Origin of the sequence: Brevundimonas sp. SL161, from assembly GCF_049896985.1 — a bacterium.
GTDB lineage: Bacteria > Pseudomonadota > Alphaproteobacteria > Caulobacterales > Caulobacteraceae > Brevundimonas.
In genome coordinates this window covers 55,852-71,213 of sequence record NZ_JAFCVJ010000005.1, presented here as the reverse complement: position 1 = coordinate 71,213, position 15,362 = coordinate 55,852, and the positions used below count along the sequence as shown (strand labels likewise).

Sequence of the window (15,362 nt, the reverse complement as noted above, 5' to 3'; positions counted from 1 at the left end):
GGCTCAGGCTCCTGTGTCCGAAAAGATGGCTTCGATCGGTTGTTCAAAGACGCGTGCGATCTTGAAGGCGAGCGGCAGCGAGGGGTCGTAGCGGCCCGTCTCCAGGGCATTGACGGTCTGGCGCGAGACGCCCAGGGCGGCGGCCAGGTCGGCCTGGCTCCAACCCCGGTCGGCGCGCAGGGTCCTGAGATGGTTGTTCATGCGGTCACCGCCGCCTGAGCCACCAGGCGGCCCAGGCGACGCCGTAGCCGACCATCTGGCAGCCTGTGACGATGGCGGTGCCCAACATCAGGATGGATTTGATCGGCGCCTCTCCGAGATCGCCAGCGCCGTAGAGCAGGGTCAGCAGGACGACGCCGGCGAAGCACAGGCCGACGGTGGAGCCCCACCACCAGGCCCATTTGTGCGCTTCCTGCGCGGCTTCATCGAGACCCTTCCACCACCGGAAACAGGCCCAGAGGGCGGCGGCCATGGCCAGGGCGACGGCCGTGGCCATGGCCGCGCCGCCGAGGCTGGCCTCGTCGGAGGTCGCGCTGACGACGCCGGCCACTGCGCCGGCGGCCATGCCTGCCAGGACGCAGATGCCCATGACGGCCCCGTAGCGCCTCAAGGGATGTTCCGACACTCGAGCCTCCAGAGCCAAGACACGCATCCTTGTCGATATGACAAGGCTGTTTTACACCCGCGGCCGTGGATGTCAAGCGACCTTGTCAGACGTCAGAGCGCCGGCGGAATCAGGCCCCGGCGGCCTTGTCGTGGATCAGTTCCGGACGGCTGAGGGCGCGCGGCGCCTGGTCGATGGCGGTCAACTGGGGCAGTTCCTTGCCCTCGTGATCGACCTGCAGATCCTCGAACCGTTTGGCCGAGACCATGACCTGGCTCTCCAGCGAACCGACGAACTGGTTGTACTTGCCGACGGCCTGTTCCAGCGCCCGGCCGACGCCGAAGACATGGCCGCCCATGACCGAGAGGCGTTTGTAGAGTTCCTTGCCCAGTTTCGCGACCTCGTCCGCGTTTCTCGACTGCTCCTCGGCCCGCCAGCCATAGGCGACGGCCTTGCACAGGGCGAACAGGGTCGAGGGTGTGACGATGATGACGCGCCGGGCCATGGCGTCGGTCATCAGTTCCGGCTCGCGATCCAGCGCCGCCGACAGGAAGGCGTCAGAGGGTACGAACAGGGCGACGAAGTCGGGGCTGGGCTTAAACTGGTCCTGATAGGCCTTGGCCGCCAGATCCCTGACATGGTTCTTGATGCTGGCGGCGTTGCGCGCCGACATGGCTGCATCGCGCGCCTCGTCGTCCGGCTCGGCGGCGTCGGGGAAGGCCAGCGGCACCTTGGCGTCGATGACGAACAGGCCCCCGCCCGGCAAACGCACCAGGAAGTCCGGCCGCATCTGGCGACCCTCGTCATTGGCGCTGGACGACTGTTCGGTGAAATCGAACCGGCCGGCCATACCCGCGGCCTCAAGCACATTGCGGCAGGTCTGTTCGCCCCAGCGGCCGCGCCGGCCGGTGTTGCCGCGCAGGACCTCGGTGAGCCGTTTGGCCTCGTCGCGGGTGGCGGTCGAGGCGATCATCAGGGCCGAGAGCTGTTCCTTGAGCGTGCCGGTCTCCTCCGCCCGCGCCTTCTCAAGCGCGGCGACCTGGGTTTCGAACTTGGCCAGGGTCTCGGCGACAGGTTTCAGCTGGGCCTCCATCCGCTCGCGGGCGACGCGGTCCTGGGCCTGGAAGGTCTCGGTCGCGCGGGTGACCATCTGGTCGGCGATGACCTGGGCCGACTGGGCCGCCTGGGCGCGCAACAGGTCTCCCATCGTGGTGCGGCTTTCCTCGATCAGGGCGACCTTCTCGTGGGCCGAAGACAGGGCGCCCATCGCCTTCTGCCAGCCGAGAAAGGCCCACAGGAAACCGGCCGCGAGAGCCAGCGAAACGATGGCGAGGACGATCGAAAGCGTGTTCATGCTCCGTTCCTTAGCGGGAGTCGCCGAGGTAGGCCACAGATCGGAGCGACTCCAGAAATGGACTCGACAGAGTCGACAGAGTCGCTCCGAGCCGAGGACCAGCCGACTCCGACTAACAGAGTCCACATAGTCCATTGAGTCCCGATCGGCCTGACCCGGTTCCGGAAAACGGGAGTCGAGATAGTCTGTTGAGTCGGGTTTGGTATCAGGAGAGCGTGGAGCATCACGGCCGATCCTGACATGCCCCTGCGTCAAAATCGGACGCAGGTTTTCTCCGGAACGATATTTCCTATTGCGCCGCCGCCGCACCGTCGCGCGAGGCGATCAGGGCGGAGATGTTGACGTCTGCCCCGACCACGCAGGTGTCGGCGCTGAGAGGGCAGATGCCGAGCGTCCGCTCAACCTCGCGCAGTCGCACCACCTCGGGGTTGGAACGGATGGATTCGGCGAGAAGGCGGTTGGCCCCGGCCTGACCGCGCGCCTGGGCGATGCGGGCCTCGGCATTGGCGCGTTCGAGGTTCACGCGTTCGAGGGCGGCGCGGGTGTTCTGTTCGGCCGTCGTGCGCGACTGGATGGCGGCGACCACGCTCTCCGGGTAGCGGATCGAACCGACCCATTCCATGCGAATGATGTCGAGCCCCTGGGGCGTCCACTCCCGCTGGAGCGCCTCCATGGCGCGTTGCAGGACGATCTGGCGGCCGGGGCCGATCAGCTGGCCGGGGCAGTCCTCGGCGTCCTGGGTTCCGACAGGAAGAGGCGCACCCTCGACCGGGGCGACGGCGACGATGGGCGCGCGGCCCGGAGCCCCCATCTCGGCGTTGCAGGCGACGGGAAGCTTTTCCGTCTCGCGGGCGATGGCGGCGCGCACCGAGGTCCGCAGGGGCCCGTCGATGAAGGCGTCGAACTCCTGACGCCAGGTCGCATAGAGGTCCGCAGCCTTGTCTTCACGGACCTTGAAGGTCAGGGCGACGTCGGCGGTCATCGGCAGGCCAAGGACGTCAGAGAACATGATCTCCTCGTTCTCGCGCCCGTCGGCATTGGCCTCGCGCGTGTAGGAATAGGTGCGCTGGAGCGTCTGGTAGGTGCGGATTTTCTCGCCGATGCCTTCCCAGTGGAAGCCCGGGCCGAGTTCATCGCGCTGGACGCCGGGGTTGGGGCCAAACTTGGTGGTCTTGATGCCCATATAGCCGCTCTCGACCGTGACGCTGCACGATGAAACGCTGATGCCGCCAACCGTTATCAGTCCGAGGATCAGGACGATCAGGGCGATGGTCCGCCCCGCCGATGCGCCGGGGAGAGAGGGCTTCAAGCGGGTCACGCCGGCGCCGAATGTCATTGGTCGCTTCCCCCAGCGCCGAGCGCACGCGACGCCCAGACGAACAATTTCCATGCGGCCCAGACGAGGGCCAGAACCCCGGCGATGCCGACGATCGAGGCGGTGATCAGACTGCCCGCGAAATGGGCTTCCAGGATCGCCGGCACAGCGTAGCGGATCAGGAAGATGAAGCCGATCACGAGGGCGGCGATGCCGGCGGAGGCTCCGAGGGCCACCCTGATTTCACGTCCCATCGCACGGCCCTCCCCAGACTGGATCAGAGCGTGTTTGGCAGGGCCGTTCAACCCCCGCGTTTCGTCACGCCGGTCGTCGCGCCCGCAGCGCCTGGACGATGGTGCCGTCGTCGAGCCAGTCGAGGTCGCCGCCGACGGGGACGCCTCGAGCCAGGGAGGTGATCTCGACCGCGTTCCCGGCCCCCGTCGCCCCGATCCGGTCGGCGAGATAGTGGGCGGTGGTCTGGCCGTCGACGGTGGCGGGCAGGGCCAGGACGACCTCTCGCACCTCGCCGCCCTTCACCCGGCCGACCAGTTCGGAGACGCGCAGGGCCTCGGGGCCGACGCCGTCGAGCGCCGACAGGAGCCCGCCCAGCACATGATATTTGCCGCGGAAGGCGCCGGACCGTTCCATGGCCCACAGCGAACCCGCCTCCTCGACCACGCAGATCAGGGCGTTGTCCCGGCCCGGGTCGGAACAGATCGAGCAGGGGTCGCGGGTGTCGGGGGCGCCGCAGACCGAGCAGGACACGACCTTGGCCGCGGTCTCCGCCAGAGAGGCGGCGAGGGGTTCGAGCAGCTGTTCGCGCTTCTTCAACAGGGCCAGGGCCGCGCGCCGGGCCGAACGGGGCCCGAGCCCCGGAAGCTTGGCCAGGAGCGAAATCAGTCGCTCGATCTCGGGTCCGGCGGAGGCGGCCACTCAGACCTGTCCCGTTCCAGTCGTGGCCGAACCACAAACTCGGCTCATCCCCGCCAAGGTCTAGAACAGCTTGGGCATGCCGGGGATGTTCATCCCCGCCATCGGGCCGGCGGCCTCACGCATCAGCTCGCCATTGACGGCGTCCAGCCTGCGCTTGGCGTCGGCGTGGGCGGCGACGATCAGGTCGGACAGAATCTCGGTGTCGCCCGGGACCATCAGACTGTCGTCGATCTTCACCGAGGTCACCTCGCCGGCGCCCTTGAGGGCGATCGTGACGAGGCCGCCGCCGGAGGTCCCCTCCGCAGTGGTTTCGGCCATTTTCGCCTGGGCGTCCTGCAGCTTTTGCTGCATCGCCTGGGCCTGCTGCATCAGGGCGTTGAGATCTTTCATAGGCTCTAGATAGGACCTTTCACTCGCGATTTCACCCCGACCTTTATCACCTCCGTCATCCTTGGGGCGCGAAGCGAACCCGAGGATGACGGAAAGAGACAGGGGTCAGTCGTTGTCCTCGTCCGCCTCATCCGGGATGGCCGGCATCTCGACGGAGGGCGCCAGGGTCTTGATCTCGCCGACGACGGCGCCGGGGAAGGCGGCCAGCACCGCCATGACAAAAGGATCGGCCTCGACCTCGGCGCGCTCCTCGGCGCGGCCGCGTTTCTCGACCTCGATCAGGGTCTCGCCGCCGCCCTGGCCGTTGGCGACCACGAACCACTGGCGGCCGGTCCAGTCCTTGAGCCGCGACGACAGGCGGGTGGCGAGGTTGGCCGGGGCGCCGTCAACCGGCTCGTAGGTCAGGGTCCCGGGCTTGAACGACACGGGACGGACGTAGCGCTGCACGTCCATCTGCAGGGCGATCTCGCGCTTCTCGCCGATCAGGGCGACGACGGCCTCGAAGGTCTGGGGATCCGGCAGGCTGGGCTGGGCCGCCGGACGCATGGCCAGCTGGGCCGAGACGCCGCCCCCTCCCCCGCCGCCGCGCGGCGCGCCTGAACCGCCGCCTGGAGCCTCGCCGTTCTGCAGCTTCTTCAGCGCCTCTTCCGGGCCGGGCAGGTCGGCGGCGTAGGCGAGGCGGACGATCACCATCTCCACCGCATCGGCGGGCGAGGGTGCGCGGCGCACCTCGTCAAGCCCCTTCAGCAGCATCGACCAGGTCCGCGACAGGGTCCCGGCCGAGACCGCCGCGCCCATGGCGGCCAGACGCTGGGCCTGATCATTGGGCAGGCGGGTGGCGTTGGGGCCCAGCATCTTGGCGACCGAGGCGGCGTGGCAGTGTTCCAGCAGGTCGTTGGTCACCTGAACCGGGTCGGCGCCGTAGCCGTAGAGGGTGCGGAAGGTCTCGATGGCCTCGGGCGTGCGCCCGGCCATGATCTGTTCGAACAGGACGATGGTCTGGCTGCGATCGGCCAGGCCCAGCATGTCGCGGACGACATCGGTGGCGACCGGTTCGCCCTTTTCGCCCTGGACGAGGGCCTGGTCCAGCAGAGACAGGCCGTCGCGGACCGAGCCCTCGGCGGCGCGGGCGATCAGGGCCAGGGCGTCGTCCTCGACCTTCATCCCCTCCTTGCCGGCGATCCGGGCGAGGTGCTCGACCAGGATTTCCGGCTCGACACGGCGCAGGTCGAAACGCTGGCAGCGCGACAGGATCGTCACCGGGACCTTGCGGATCTCGGTGGTGGCAAAGATGAATTTGGCGTGGGGCGGCGGCTCTTCCAGCGTCTTCAGCAGCGCATTGAAGGCCTGGTTCGACAGCATGTGGACTTCGTCGAGGACATAGACCTTGTAGCGGGCCTCGACCGGCGCGTAGCGGACGCTCTCCAGGATGTCGCGAATGTCGTTGACGCCGGTGTGGGACGCCGCGTCCATCTCCATGACGTCCATGTGCTGGCCGGCCATGATCGCCGCGTCGTGGCGGCCGAAGGCGGTCAGGGTCAGCGACGGCTTGTCGATGACGTCAGTCTCGTTGTTCAGGGCCCGGGCCAGCAAACGGGCTGTCGTGGTCTTGCCGACGCCGCGAACGCCGGTGAGCATGAAGGCGTGGGCGATGCGGCCGGTGGCGAAGGCGTTGGTCAGGGTGCGGACCATGGCCTCCTGGCCGATCAGGTCCTCGAAGGTCCTGGGCCGGTATTTGCGGGCGAGGACGGTGTAGGCCTCGCCGTCCCCCTCGACCGCGGCGGGGGTGGAGACGGGGATGGGCTCGACCGGCCTGGCCTCTGCGGCGGGCTTCGATTCGGGCGCAGGCGCGGGGGCGCCGAACATGTCGTCGGTGTTCTCGTCGCGCTCGGGAGCGTCGTCATCCGCCCAAGGCGGATCTCCGGAATCAAGGTCGACGTCGGTCATGGGACCGTCTTACCGCGTGTAAGACGGTCCGTAGAGTCCTTGTGCGATCAGGACGTCATATCGCGGGGCAGCTGGCCGCCGTTGTCGACGATCTTCTGGATCACCTGCTTGTGGAGCCAGATGTTCATGGTCGCGCTGTCAGACGTGTCGCCGGTGTAGCCGAGCTCGTCGGCCAGTTCCTTGCGTTCGGCCAGCGAGCTTTCCATCCCCAGCAGCTTCATCAGATCGACGATCGAGGTGCGCCAGTTCAGCGTCTCGTCGCGGACGCTGTTCTTGCAGTCGAGGATGCCGGCGACATCGACGGGCTCGGCGGGCTGGGGTGCGACGGCGGCGGCGGTCGTGATCGGCGGCTGGACGGGCGTCGCGGTCGGGGCGGGCTGGGGTGGAGCGCTGGGCGCCGGCTTGTCGCGGTTGAAGATCTTGCCGAGGATATTGCCGAGAATGCTCATGGGGTCGCTCCGGTTGAACTGGCCAAGGGAGCGAGCGGGACCGGCAGAGGTTCCCGCGCTCAAGCAGCAAGCGACCGCGTCGCGAGCGTTAGCGCACTATAATGCTGCTCAAGCAGCGAGACGCCGCGCGTCGAGCGTTAGCGCACTGTAAAGTGAGGGAGAGTGGAGACCGCGACCCGAAGGGGAATTCGTTGTGGCTGCTGCCTTCCGGCCCTGACCAGGTTGGCGAAGCCTTCGCCCGCGATCTCCGAGGTCCATATCGCGAATCGCGACGGCGAGATCAAGGCGCCTCTCCCCGGCGGCGAAGAAGGCGAGTAGGAAGCCGCCATGGCCCTCCCTCTCCTCAATACCTTCGCCGGCAATCCGCTGGACCGCGCCGGAGACTTCCGCAACACGCCCGAATGGCTGGTCGAACAGGGCGAAAGCGCGGATGCGCTCGCCATGGTGTTCTGGGAGGGGCAGCCGCTGCTGGAGGATCATGCGGACGGGCCGCGCCTGGCCTGGCTGGCCCTGACCCATGCGCGCGACGTGATCCGCGACGCCGATCGCGAGGTCTTCCTGGGGCTGTGGAAATCGGCGCCGGTGTTCGCCGTCGAGTTCGAGGGACCGTCGGATCCGGCCGAGGGGCCGATCAAGGGGCTGGGCGCCTTCACCGGGATGCGGGAGGCGGCGGCGGTCCTGTCAGGCGCCGAGGCGGCCATGGCGGGCGGGGCCAAGTCCCTGTTCGACTGGCGGCGGAAGCACGGGTTCTGCGCCAACTGCGGGCATGAAACGAAATCGACGGCCGGTGGCTGGCGACGGGTCTGTCCGGCCTGCACGGCCGAGCATTTCCCGCGTGTCGATCCGGTGACCATCATGCTGCCGGTGTTCGAGGGGCGCTGTTTGCTGGGGCGTCAGGCGGCCTGGCCGGCGGGACGGATGTCGGCTCTGGCGGGCTTTCTAGAGCCTGGTGAGACGATCGAGGAGGCCTGCGCCCGCGAGATCAAGGAGGAGGCGGGGCTGACGGTGACGGCCGTCCGATATCACTCCAGCCAGCCCTGGCCCTTTCCGTCGCAGCTGATGATCGGCCTGATCGCCGAAGTGTCGGACGCGAACGCGACCCCGGACATGACCGAATTGGAAGAGGTCCGCTGGCTGACGAAGGACGAGGCGCGAGCGGTGCTGGCCGGCGCTCACGAGGTGAAAACGCCGCCGAAATTCGCCATCGCCCGGACCTTGATCCAGGCTTGGGTGGACGGGTTCGAGGTGGAATAGGGCGCCGCGTTCTCACTCCTCCTCGGGGGAGGGGCGTCGCGCAGCGACGGGGTGGGAAGGGCCGGCGATGCGAGTGCCGGCCAAGGCTGGATTGCCTTGCCGCCCCCACCCGGTCTCCGCTGCGCTCCGACCACCCTCCCCCGAGGGGGAGGGAGAAAACTGCGTCTCAGACCAACCTTCTGGCCGCCTCGAGATCCGCCGGATTGTCCACCGAGATCGGCGCCGCGTCGATCACCCCGGCCCAGATCGACAGGCCCAGCTCCAGCGCCCGCAACTGTTCCAGCTTCTCGCGCTGCTCCAGCGGTGACGGCGGGGCCGCGCAGAAGCGTTTCAGGGCCTCGCGGCGGTAGCCATAGACGCCGATGTGGCGCCAGACCGGCGCGTCGCCGAACAGGATCGAGCGGGTGAAATACAGGGCGCGACCATGTTTCTCGCCTTGCACGATCGCCAGCACCGCCTTGACTACATCGACGTTGGACCGGTCCGAGACATCGGCTTCGGGCGCGACCAGGGTGGCGATGTCGCAGCTCGGCTCGCCGTGCAGCAGGGCCGCGCAGGCGGTGGCGATGCCAGGGTCCGCGAACGGCATGTCGCCTTGCAGGTTGATGACCGAATCATATTCGCCGTCGGGATCCAGTGTCTCCAGCGCCGCCAGCACCCGGTCGGAGCCGCTCGGCAGGTCGGGATCGGTCAGGACGGCGCGACCGCCCGCGGCCTCGATCACATCGACGATCTCCTGATCCCCCGCCGCCACGGCGACCGGCAGCCCGGACAGGACGGCCTGCTCCCAGGCCCGGATCACCATGGGTTTGCCGCCGATATCGGCCAGCGGCTTGCCCGGAAGGCGGGTCGCTGACATGCGAGTCGGTATCAGTATCAAAGGCGTCACGGCAGGCCTTCCGGTCATGCGGCGTCCGGACGCTCAAAGTGAGGTCCGGGGCCGGTTGCGAAGGCGGCGCTAGCGTGTAAGAGACCGCCAATCAAGATTTCGCCCGGTTTGCCGAGCCGGCCGGGCCTCTAGAAGCGGGATGCGACGACGCGATGAGCGGCGATCTGAAGTTGAACAAGATATTTGGTGCGGGCCTGGGGACGGTGTTCGCCATCCTGGTGGTCCAGCAGGTTTCGAGCGCGGTCTATACGACGCACGCGCCTGAGAAGATGGGCTATTTCGTCGACGCGCCCGAAGAAGCCGCCAGCGGCCCCGCCGAGGTCGAGCTGGCGCCGGACTGGGGCATGGTCCTGCCGGCCGCCGACCTGGCCGCCGGTGAAGCCGCCTTCGCGCGCTGCCAGGCCTGCCACAACATCGCAGCGGGCGGTCCCGACGGCATCGGCCCGAACCTGTTCGGCGTCGTGGGTGGTCCGGTCATGCACCGCGCCGGCTTCGCCTATTCGGACGCCATGGCCGCGCACAAGGCCGAGGCTCCGAACTGGGGCTACGACCAGCTGGACCAGTTCATCACCGCGCCGAACCGTTATGTCCCGGGCACCAAGATGTCGTTCGCAGGCCTGCGCGACACCCCAACCCGTATCAACCTGATCGCCTATCTGCGCAGCCAGGGTTCGGCCGGCTTTGCGATCCCCGCGTCGGATCCCGCGCGTCAGCCCGGCGCCGCGCCGGCCGAGGGTGAAGTTCCCGCCGAGGGCGCCGTCGCCCCGGGCGCCGAAACGGCCACCGCCGGATCGGGCGGCCCCGCCGGCGCGGCTCCGACCGACGCCACGGCCGCAGGCGCTTCGCCGACCCAGGCGACCCCGGTCGCTCCGCCGGCCGCGACGAGCGCTCCAGCGCAGTAAGCCGGTCGGATATTCAGGCTTCGAGCAGGCGGTCCTCCGGGGCCGCCTGTTTCGTTCGGGACACCCTTCTCGCCGGGGTGCGCCGACGTTGGATCAGAGACGCCGGAAGACGGCGGGCTCGAAGCCGTCGGCCAGATAGCGGGCGTCGGCCTCGGCGAAAGCCTCAAGCGTCACCGCGCCGTGGAAGCCGGTGGCGTGGATGACGCGGGTCTCGTCCAGCAGGAAGGCCGAATGACCGGTCCAGCTGTGGTCGCTGGAGACGTTCAGCCAGACGACGATGTCGCCACGCCGGACCTGGTCACGTGAAACCGCGACGCCGAGCTGGGCCTGACCGTCGGAATGGCGCGGACCGGCGAGACCGCAGGCGAACAGGGCCTGCTGCACCATGCCGGAGCAATCCGTGGCCAGAGACGAGCGGGCGCCGAGGCTATGCGGCACGCCCAGCAGGCGTTCGGCCACGGCGACGGGATCGGTCTCGAACTCACCGATGGGCGCGCTTTCGGCTGAGGCGTCGTCGACGAGGGCATTGAGCGGCAGGGCGGCCGTGGCCGAAGCGATCCGTCGGGTCGGAAGGCCGACATGCGGAACCAGCGCCGAGGCGTCCATCCAGCCCACGGTCCCGTCCCGACGAGCCTGGCCCCAGACGCGTCCGCCGCGCCGGTCGAGGACGTCGAAGATTTCACCGTGCAGAAGCTGGTCGATCCGTTCGGAGGCGGTGTCGGGCTCGGCGTGGATATCCGCGACCGGAACGGCGCCGCGCATCGGCTCGGTCGCGCGGAAGGTCTCGGCCCGAACGCGGCCTTCCAACGCCTGCGCGGCCAGATCGGGCCGGGCGAGGGTGGTGCGGGCGTCGAAGTCGGTCGGGAGGTCGTTCAAGCGAAGGCCCTGACGGTTGGCCCATACGTCTGCCAGACGAAGGCAAAAGTCCCGTTAATGGCACGCTTTTTTGTGCGCGACCGCTCGCCGCGCCGCGGTCCGATCTCCGATCGGCCGGAGGACAGGCGCCGGCTCGCGGCCTGAGCCCGATCCGTGGACATCTTGAATCGCGGGCCAGGAACGCCAGTTCAGTTCGACGTGATGGCGGAGGGGCCGATGCCGCTGGTGCTGGGTTTGATGTCGGCGGTGGTCATCGTGATGCTCGCGTTTCCGGACACCGGGATCGGGCGAGGTCTGAAACGCTGGCTGGTCGAGGAGCCGGCGCGGCGGTTGAACCGGATCCATCGCGGCAAGGCCGCCTTCTATGCCGTGCTGGCGGTGATCGGTTTCGTCCTGGTCCTGTTGTTCGAGGCGGACGGGATGCGGCTGTTCGGCTTCCTGCTGCCCGATACGCTGGTTTGGTTCGCGATGTTTGACGTGGGGGTGTTCGTCGACGCCCTGCTGATCACGGGCGCGATTCTGGCCACGAACGGGCTCAGAGCGATCCGGGCGCAGGCGACCGCCTTGCCCCGACAGGTTTTGGCGCTCCTGCGCAGGCGCGCCGCCCGAGCCCGCCGGGCCATCAGGCCGTCATCACGTCCGACCGGAACGACCGCCGACGAGGACGGCCCGGGATGGGCGGGTCAGCCCGCGTACCGCGCCTTCAGCATGGCGTAGGCGGCACGGAGGCTCTGCGCCTCTCCACCCTCGGGATGACCCGGGCGGCCACGGCTGTTCCAGGCGAAGACGTCCAGATGGGCCCAGGCACCGCTGGTCGGGGCGAATTTCTGCAGGAACAGGGCGGCGGTGATCGACCCGCCTTGAGCCCAGGCCGCGGAGTCGTTGCGAACATCGGCGATGTCCGAGTCGATCGCTGCGCGATAGCCGGGCCACAGCGGCATCCGCCACAGGGGATCGCGCACGGCGTCCGCCGCCGCCAGGAGGTCGGCCGCCAGCGCCTCGTCGTCGGTGTAGAGGGGCGGCAACTCCGGGCCGAGCGCGATGCGCGCCGCGCCGGTCAGGGTGGCGAAGTCCAGGGTCAGGTCGGGATCGTGCTCGCCGGCCCGCGCAAGGGCGTCGGCGAGGATCAGCCGACCCTCGGCGTCCGTATTGCCGATCTCGATGGTCAGGCCCTTGCGGCTCTGCAGCACGTCGCCTGGCCGGAAAGCGTCGCCGGAGATGGCGTTCTCGACCGCTGCGACAAGCACGACGAGGCGCACATCAAGGCCCGCCTGCAGGACCAGTCGCGCCAGCGCGAGCGCATGGGCCGCGCCGCCCATGTCCTTCTTCATGTTGCGCATGCCGGCCGCCGACTTGATGTCGAGCCCGCCGGTATCGAACGCCACCCCCTTGCCGACCAGGGCGACCAACGGCCGGTCCGTCTTGTCCAGATTCCAGCCGATCTCGATGATCCGGGGCGCACGATGCGGGGCGGCGGCGCGGCCGACGGCGTGAATGGCCGGATAGTTCTCCTCTAGCAGGTCATCGCCGGTGATGACCGAGATCGAGGCGCCGTGGGCCTCGGCGATCTCGCGGGCGATGGTCTCCATCTGCAGCGGGCCCATGTCGGCGGGCGGGGTATCGACCATTTCTCGGGCCAGGGCGCAGGCCGAGGCGATGCGCAGAGCCTCGGCGACATCCAGCCCGTCCGGCGCGACCAGCCGCACCTCGGGCCGCTCCCGGGTCTTGTAACGATCGAAGACGTAGCGCCCGAGGAGGAAAGCCAGGGCCGCGACGCGGGCGTCTTCGGGTTCCGCCTCGAGCCGATAGAGGCCCTCGGGCAGTCTGGCCGAAAGGGCGCGGGCGCTCATCGGATCGAAGGTCTTGCCCGCCCTGACCAGCACGTGATCGATGCCGCCGTCCGCGCCGGGTACGACCAGCACCTCGCCCGCCTTGCCCCTGAACCCCATCCGCGCGGCCCAGGCCTGGGCCGGGCCGTCGAGCGCAGCCTTAGGCCCGACGAAACGGACGGGTGTGGCGGTCGCCGCGCTGGGGCTGTCGGAGGGGACGAGGGCGTCGGGCGAGATCACGGACATGGGGCGACTATTAACCAATGCTTGACGCGAAGCGCCGATTCTTGAGGGGCAGAAATCCGATCGGATCGTCCCATGTCGCGCACCCGGGCCTCAAGCTCAATCGCACTGATCGCCCTGACCCTCCTGGGTGGCCTGGCCCTGACCGGCCCCGCCTCGGCCCAGGCCGAACAGGCCGCCGCCCCGCGCGTGGCCGCCACGGCCGAGCAGCGCGCCGCCTACGGCCGGCTCGATCCGCTGGCGCGTTCGGTCTTCTGGTCGCGAGAGGTCGAGGTCAATCCGGCCGATCCGGTCGCCGGGGTGAAACTGGCCGAGGCCTTGCGTCAGCTTGGCCAGCACGAACAGGCCGCGACCGTCGCCCAGCAGGTGCTGGTGACCCAGCCGCAGAACGTCGACGCCATGCTGGAGATCGGGCGGGCCCATATCGCGCGGGGTCAGGCCTTCTACGGCATAGCGGCCCTGGAACAGGCGAAGGCTCTGGCGCCCAACGACTGGCGGCCTCTGTCGCTGCTGGGCGTCGCCTATCAGCAGGTGCGGCGCGCCGACGACGCGCGCGCCGTCTGGAACGAGGCCCTGCGCCTGTCGCCGGACAATGCCGAGGTGATGAACAACGCCGCCATGGCCCAGATGACCGGCGGCGATCCGGCCGGCGCCGAGACGCTGCTGCGTCGAGCGGTGGCGCAGCCGGGCGCTTCGCTGCAGATGCGGCTGAACCTCGCCATGGCCCTGGGACTTCAGGGCAGGATCCCGGAAGCCGAACAGATCATCCGCCGCGACCTGCCGCCCGAAGCCGCCGAGCGCAATCTGGAATGGCTGAGGAACCAGGTCCGGCCGGCGACGGCGGGGGGCGAAACCGACACCGCCTCCCCCGCCCTGGTCCGGACCTGGTCCTCGCTACAGGGTCAATAGGCTTCAGCCGCCCTTGGCGTCGGCGAGCTCGAGACGGGCGCGCAGGCGTTCGTCGGTCGAGACGGCGCCGGCGATCGCATTGAAGCGATCCAGGGCCAGACCCGAGGCCGAGACGGCGGCGGCCATGGCGGCCTGCTGTTCCGTGGTCGGGGCCGTGCCGCCGGACGGAGCCGCCGCGCGGACCTGAACCATGGCGGCCCCGAACTGGACGACCTCAGCGTCGGTCACCGAGGCGGCGACCGAACCGGCCGGCGAGTCCGGGGTGGCGAGGACGGCCAGACGAGCTTTCAGCACGTCATCGGTCGAGACCGCCGTGGCCAGGGCGTTGAACGAGGTGATGTCCATGCCGGCGGCCTCGATAGCGGCGGCCATGGCGGCCTGCTGGTCAGCGTTCGGCGCCGTACCGTCGGTCGGGGCGGCGGCGCGCACGGTGACCATGGCTGTGCTGAAGGCCTGAAGCTGGGCGTCGGAATATTCGGTCGCCCGGGTTGCGGTCGTCAACGACGCGGCGGCGGAAGCCTGGGCGGCTCCGCCCAGCAAGGCGACGGCGGAAACGGCGGCGATCAGGGTCAGGCGCATGAAAAATCCTTGGCAATCTGAAGACATAAGCGTCGGGGACGGAAAGAACGGTAACCCGGCAATCGTTCCGGTGGCAAATCACCCGGTCTGACGTCGGCGTGATGTCGCCGTCTTCTCCCCGTGGCGTCCAGCGCCTATATCGCGGGCATGATCGACGATCTTTACAGCACGCGCATCCTGACGCTGGCGGCCAACCTGCCGCACGCCGGCCGGCTGGCCGAGCCCGAAGGCACGGGCGAGAGGGTCGCGAAGCTGTGCGGATCGAAGGCGACGGTCGATGTCGTGCTGGATGCGGACGGCCGCATCGCCGACTTCGCCCAGGACGTGAAGGCCTGTGCGCTGGGCCAGGCTGCGGCGGGCGTGGTCGGCGAGGTCGTCATCGGCGCGACGACCGAAGAGCTGCAGTCCGCCCGCGACGCCATGCTGTCGATGTTGAAATCCGGCGGCGAAGGCCCGGACGGCCGGTTCGAAGGCCTGCGCGCCCTGAAGCAGGTCGCCGACTATCCGGCGCGGCATGCCTCCACCATGGTCGCCATTGAAGCGACGCTGGACGCGGTCTCACAGGCGTTAGATGCACGAACTCGTCTCGCCCTCGCGGGATGAGCGGTAGAATCTGATGGCGCCCGGCACTCTCTACGAACGCGGCGTCCGCGCGGCCCATCGGGGCTACAAGGTGACGCTCAGCCCCTTCTTCGGCCAGTCGTGCCGGTTCTTGCCCACCTGTTCGGACTATGGCCGCGACGCCCTGATCCAGCATGGTTTACGCAAGGGGGGATGGCTCACCCTGCGTCGGCTCTGTAAATGCCACCCCTTCGGCGGGTCGGGATATGATCCGGTTCCGCCACGCAGCGTCGTCGCCCCGACGCGCGAAAGCGAAAAGTGACGAACA

Annotated in this window: 19 protein-coding genes and 1 other RNA gene; 6 read left to right on the top strand and 14 right to left on the bottom strand. The window is 68.9% G+C overall.

Annotated features, from left to right (window positions below; all coding sequences use genetic code 11):
• Positions 1 to 3: 3 nt before the first annotated feature.
• The 10 genes from ACP7AU_RS06030 to ffs all read right to left on the bottom strand — a co-directional run bounded on the left by ACP7AU_RS06030 (position 4) and on the right by ffs (position 7,244).
• Complete coding sequence (locus ACP7AU_RS06030; RefSeq protein ID WP_303695961.1) at positions 4 to 201, bottom strand: helix-turn-helix transcriptional regulator; 198 nt, start codon at positions 199 to 201, stop codon at positions 4 to 6.
• A 4-nt stretch (positions 202 to 205) separates the two neighbouring features.
• Entirely contained in the window at positions 206 to 625 is a 420-nt protein-coding gene (locus ACP7AU_RS06025) for a hypothetical protein (RefSeq protein ID WP_426050830.1), read from the bottom strand.
• Positions 626 to 734: 109 nt separating this feature from the next.
• The gene (locus ACP7AU_RS06020) at positions 735 to 1,958 is read right to left on the bottom strand and encodes a DNA recombination protein RmuC (RefSeq protein WP_426038796.1); all 1,224 of its coding nucleotides are present in this window, start codon (positions 1,956 to 1,958) and stop codon (positions 735 to 737) included.
• A 289-nt stretch (positions 1,959 to 2,247) separates the two neighbouring features.
• Positions 2,248 to 3,294 (bottom strand): SPFH domain-containing protein, encoded by a 1,047-nt coding sequence (locus ACP7AU_RS06015; RefSeq protein WP_426050829.1) that lies wholly within the window; start codon positions 3,292 to 3,294, stop codon positions 2,248 to 2,250.
• A complete protein-coding gene (locus ACP7AU_RS06010) occupies positions 3,291 to 3,527 on the bottom strand; it encodes a hypothetical protein (protein WP_426038798.1) in 237 nt (78 codons plus the stop codon). The genes ACP7AU_RS06015 and ACP7AU_RS06010 overlap by 4 nt, the downstream gene beginning before the upstream one ends.
• A gap of 64 nt (positions 3,528 to 3,591) precedes the next feature.
• Positions 3,592 to 4,206 carry a recombination mediator RecR gene (gene recR / locus ACP7AU_RS06005; protein WP_426038799.1) on the bottom strand — a complete coding sequence of 205 codons (615 nt, stop codon included), beginning with the start codon at positions 4,204 to 4,206 and terminating at the stop codon, positions 3,592 to 3,594.
• 60 nt (positions 4,207 to 4,266) lie between these two features.
• On the bottom strand, positions 4,267 to 4,596 hold the full coding sequence (locus ACP7AU_RS06000) for a YbaB/EbfC family nucleoid-associated protein (RefSeq protein WP_426038800.1): 330 nt from the start codon (positions 4,594 to 4,596) through the stop codon (positions 4,267 to 4,269).
• A 105-nt stretch (positions 4,597 to 4,701) separates the two neighbouring features.
• Positions 4,702 to 6,543, bottom strand: a complete 1,842-nt coding sequence (locus ACP7AU_RS05995; protein ID WP_426050828.1) for a DNA polymerase III subunit gamma/tau — start codon at positions 6,541 to 6,543, stop codon at positions 4,702 to 4,704.
• Between the two features lie 47 nt (positions 6,544 to 6,590).
• Positions 6,591 to 6,992, bottom strand: coding sequence for a DUF3597 domain-containing protein (locus tag ACP7AU_RS05990; protein WP_426050827.1), 402 nt, complete (start codon positions 6,990 to 6,992; stop codon positions 6,591 to 6,593).
• A 158-nt stretch (positions 6,993 to 7,150) separates the two neighbouring features.
• An RNA gene (gene ffs / locus ACP7AU_RS05985) (signal recognition particle sRNA small type) lies at positions 7,151 to 7,244 on the bottom strand.
• A 75-nt stretch (positions 7,245 to 7,319) separates the two neighbouring features.
• Between ffs and nudC the strand changes: the two genes are divergently transcribed.
• Positions 7,320 to 8,246, top strand: coding sequence for an NAD(+) diphosphatase (gene nudC, locus ACP7AU_RS05980; RefSeq protein ID WP_426050826.1), 927 nt, complete (start codon positions 7,320 to 7,322; stop codon positions 8,244 to 8,246).
• 166 nt (positions 8,247 to 8,412) lie between these two features.
• Here nudC and ACP7AU_RS05975 read toward each other — a convergent pair whose 3' ends face one another.
• Positions 8,413 to 9,135: a 3-deoxy-manno-octulosonate cytidylyltransferase gene (locus tag ACP7AU_RS05975; RefSeq protein WP_426038804.1), complete on the bottom strand. Its 723-nt coding sequence runs from the start codon at positions 9,133 to 9,135 to the stop codon at positions 8,413 to 8,415.
• A gap of 152 nt (positions 9,136 to 9,287) precedes the next feature.
• Between ACP7AU_RS05975 and ACP7AU_RS05970 the strand changes: the two genes are divergently transcribed.
• Positions 9,288 to 10,037: a c-type cytochrome gene (locus tag ACP7AU_RS05970; protein ID WP_426038805.1), complete on the top strand. Its 750-nt coding sequence runs from the start codon at positions 9,288 to 9,290 to the stop codon at positions 10,035 to 10,037.
• Positions 10,038 to 10,130: 93 nt separating this feature from the next.
• Here the strand turns inward: ACP7AU_RS05970 and ACP7AU_RS05965 are convergent, their stop codons facing one another.
• Positions 10,131 to 10,913, bottom strand: coding sequence for an NlpC/P60 family protein (locus ACP7AU_RS05965; protein WP_426038806.1), 783 nt, complete (start codon positions 10,911 to 10,913; stop codon positions 10,131 to 10,133).
• Positions 10,914 to 11,066: 153 nt separating this feature from the next.
• Between ACP7AU_RS05965 and ACP7AU_RS05960 the strand changes: the two genes are divergently transcribed.
• Positions 11,067 to 11,630: a hypothetical protein gene (locus tag ACP7AU_RS05960; RefSeq protein WP_426050825.1), complete on the top strand. Its 564-nt coding sequence runs from the start codon at positions 11,067 to 11,069 to the stop codon at positions 11,628 to 11,630.
• Here ACP7AU_RS05960 and ACP7AU_RS05955 read toward each other — a convergent pair.
• Positions 11,597 to 12,988: a leucyl aminopeptidase family protein gene (locus ACP7AU_RS05955; RefSeq protein WP_426050824.1), complete on the bottom strand. Its 1,392-nt coding sequence runs from the start codon at positions 12,986 to 12,988 to the stop codon at positions 11,597 to 11,599. The genes ACP7AU_RS05960 and ACP7AU_RS05955 overlap by 34 nt on opposite strands.
• A 72-nt stretch (positions 12,989 to 13,060) precedes the next feature.
• Between ACP7AU_RS05955 and ACP7AU_RS05950 the strand changes: the two genes are divergently transcribed.
• Positions 13,061 to 13,894 (top strand): tetratricopeptide repeat protein, encoded by an 834-nt coding sequence (locus tag ACP7AU_RS05950; protein ID WP_426038809.1) that lies wholly within the window; start codon positions 13,061 to 13,063, stop codon positions 13,892 to 13,894.
• A 3-nt stretch (positions 13,895 to 13,897) separates the two neighbouring features.
• On the opposite strand, the gene ACP7AU_RS05945 is transcribed toward ACP7AU_RS05950, so the two are convergent.
• Positions 13,898 to 14,473 (bottom strand): DUF4168 domain-containing protein, encoded by a 576-nt coding sequence (locus ACP7AU_RS05945; RefSeq protein ID WP_426050823.1) that lies wholly within the window; start codon positions 14,471 to 14,473, stop codon positions 13,898 to 13,900.
• Between the two features lie 147 nt (positions 14,474 to 14,620).
• Here ACP7AU_RS05945 and ACP7AU_RS05940 point away from each other — a divergent pair, with 147 nt between their 5' ends.
• Both ACP7AU_RS05940 and yidD read left to right on the top strand, forming a co-directional pair.
• Positions 14,621 to 15,076, top strand: coding sequence for an iron-sulfur cluster assembly scaffold protein (locus tag ACP7AU_RS05940; RefSeq protein ID WP_426038811.1), 456 nt, complete (start codon positions 14,621 to 14,623; stop codon positions 15,074 to 15,076).
• Positions 15,077 to 15,089: 13 nt separating this feature from the next.
• On the top strand, positions 15,090 to 15,356 hold the full coding sequence (yidD, locus tag ACP7AU_RS05935; RefSeq protein WP_426038812.1) for a membrane protein insertion efficiency factor YidD: 267 nt from the start codon (positions 15,090 to 15,092) through the stop codon (positions 15,354 to 15,356).
• The last annotated feature ends 6 nt before the right edge of the window (positions 15,357 to 15,362 follow it).

Bases quoted from the DNA above. Each gene is read 5' to 3' on its own strand.
- ACP7AU_RS06030 (WP_303695961.1), bottom strand. From the start codon at position 201: ATGAACAACCATCTCAGGACCCTGCGCGCCGACCGGGGTTGGAGCCAG.
- ACP7AU_RS06020 (WP_426038796.1), bottom strand. From the start codon at position 1,958: ATGAACACGCTTTCGATCGTCCTCGCCATCGTTTCGCTGGCTCTCGCG.
- ACP7AU_RS06015 (WP_426050829.1), bottom strand. From the start codon at position 3,294: ATGACATTCGGCGCCGGCGTGACCCGCTTGAAGCCCTCTCTCCCCGGC.
- ACP7AU_RS06010 (WP_426038798.1), bottom strand. From the start codon at position 3,527: ATGGGACGTGAAATCAGGGTGGCCCTCGGAGCCTCCGCCGGCATCGCC.
- ACP7AU_RS06000 (WP_426038800.1), bottom strand. From the start codon at position 4,596: ATGAAAGATCTCAACGCCCTGATGCAGCAGGCCCAGGCGATGCAGCAA.
- ACP7AU_RS05995 (WP_426050828.1), bottom strand. From the start codon at position 6,543: ATGACCGACGTCGACCTTGATTCCGGAGATCCGCCTTGGGCGGATGAC.
- ACP7AU_RS05990 (WP_426050827.1), bottom strand. From the start codon at position 6,992: ATGAGCATTCTCGGCAATATCCTCGGCAAGATCTTCAACCGCGACAAG.
- nudC (WP_426050826.1), top strand. From the start codon at position 7,320: ATGGCCCTCCCTCTCCTCAATACCTTCGCCGGCAATCCGCTGGACCGC.
- ACP7AU_RS05970 (WP_426038805.1), top strand. From the start codon at position 9,288: ATGAGCGGCGATCTGAAGTTGAACAAGATATTTGGTGCGGGCCTGGGG.
- ACP7AU_RS05955 (WP_426050824.1), bottom strand. From the start codon at position 12,988: ATGTCCGTGATCTCGCCCGACGCCCTCGTCCCCTCCGACAGCCCCAGC.
- ACP7AU_RS05950 (WP_426038809.1), top strand. From the start codon at position 13,061: ATGTCGCGCACCCGGGCCTCAAGCTCAATCGCACTGATCGCCCTGACC.
- ACP7AU_RS05945 (WP_426050823.1), bottom strand. From the start codon at position 14,473: ATGCGCCTGACCCTGATCGCCGCCGTTTCCGCCGTCGCCTTGCTGGGC.
- ACP7AU_RS05940 (WP_426038811.1), top strand. From the start codon at position 14,621: ATGATCGACGATCTTTACAGCACGCGCATCCTGACGCTGGCGGCCAAC.
- yidD (WP_426038812.1), top strand. From the start codon at position 15,090: ATGGCGCCCGGCACTCTCTACGAACGCGGCGTCCGCGCGGCCCATCGG.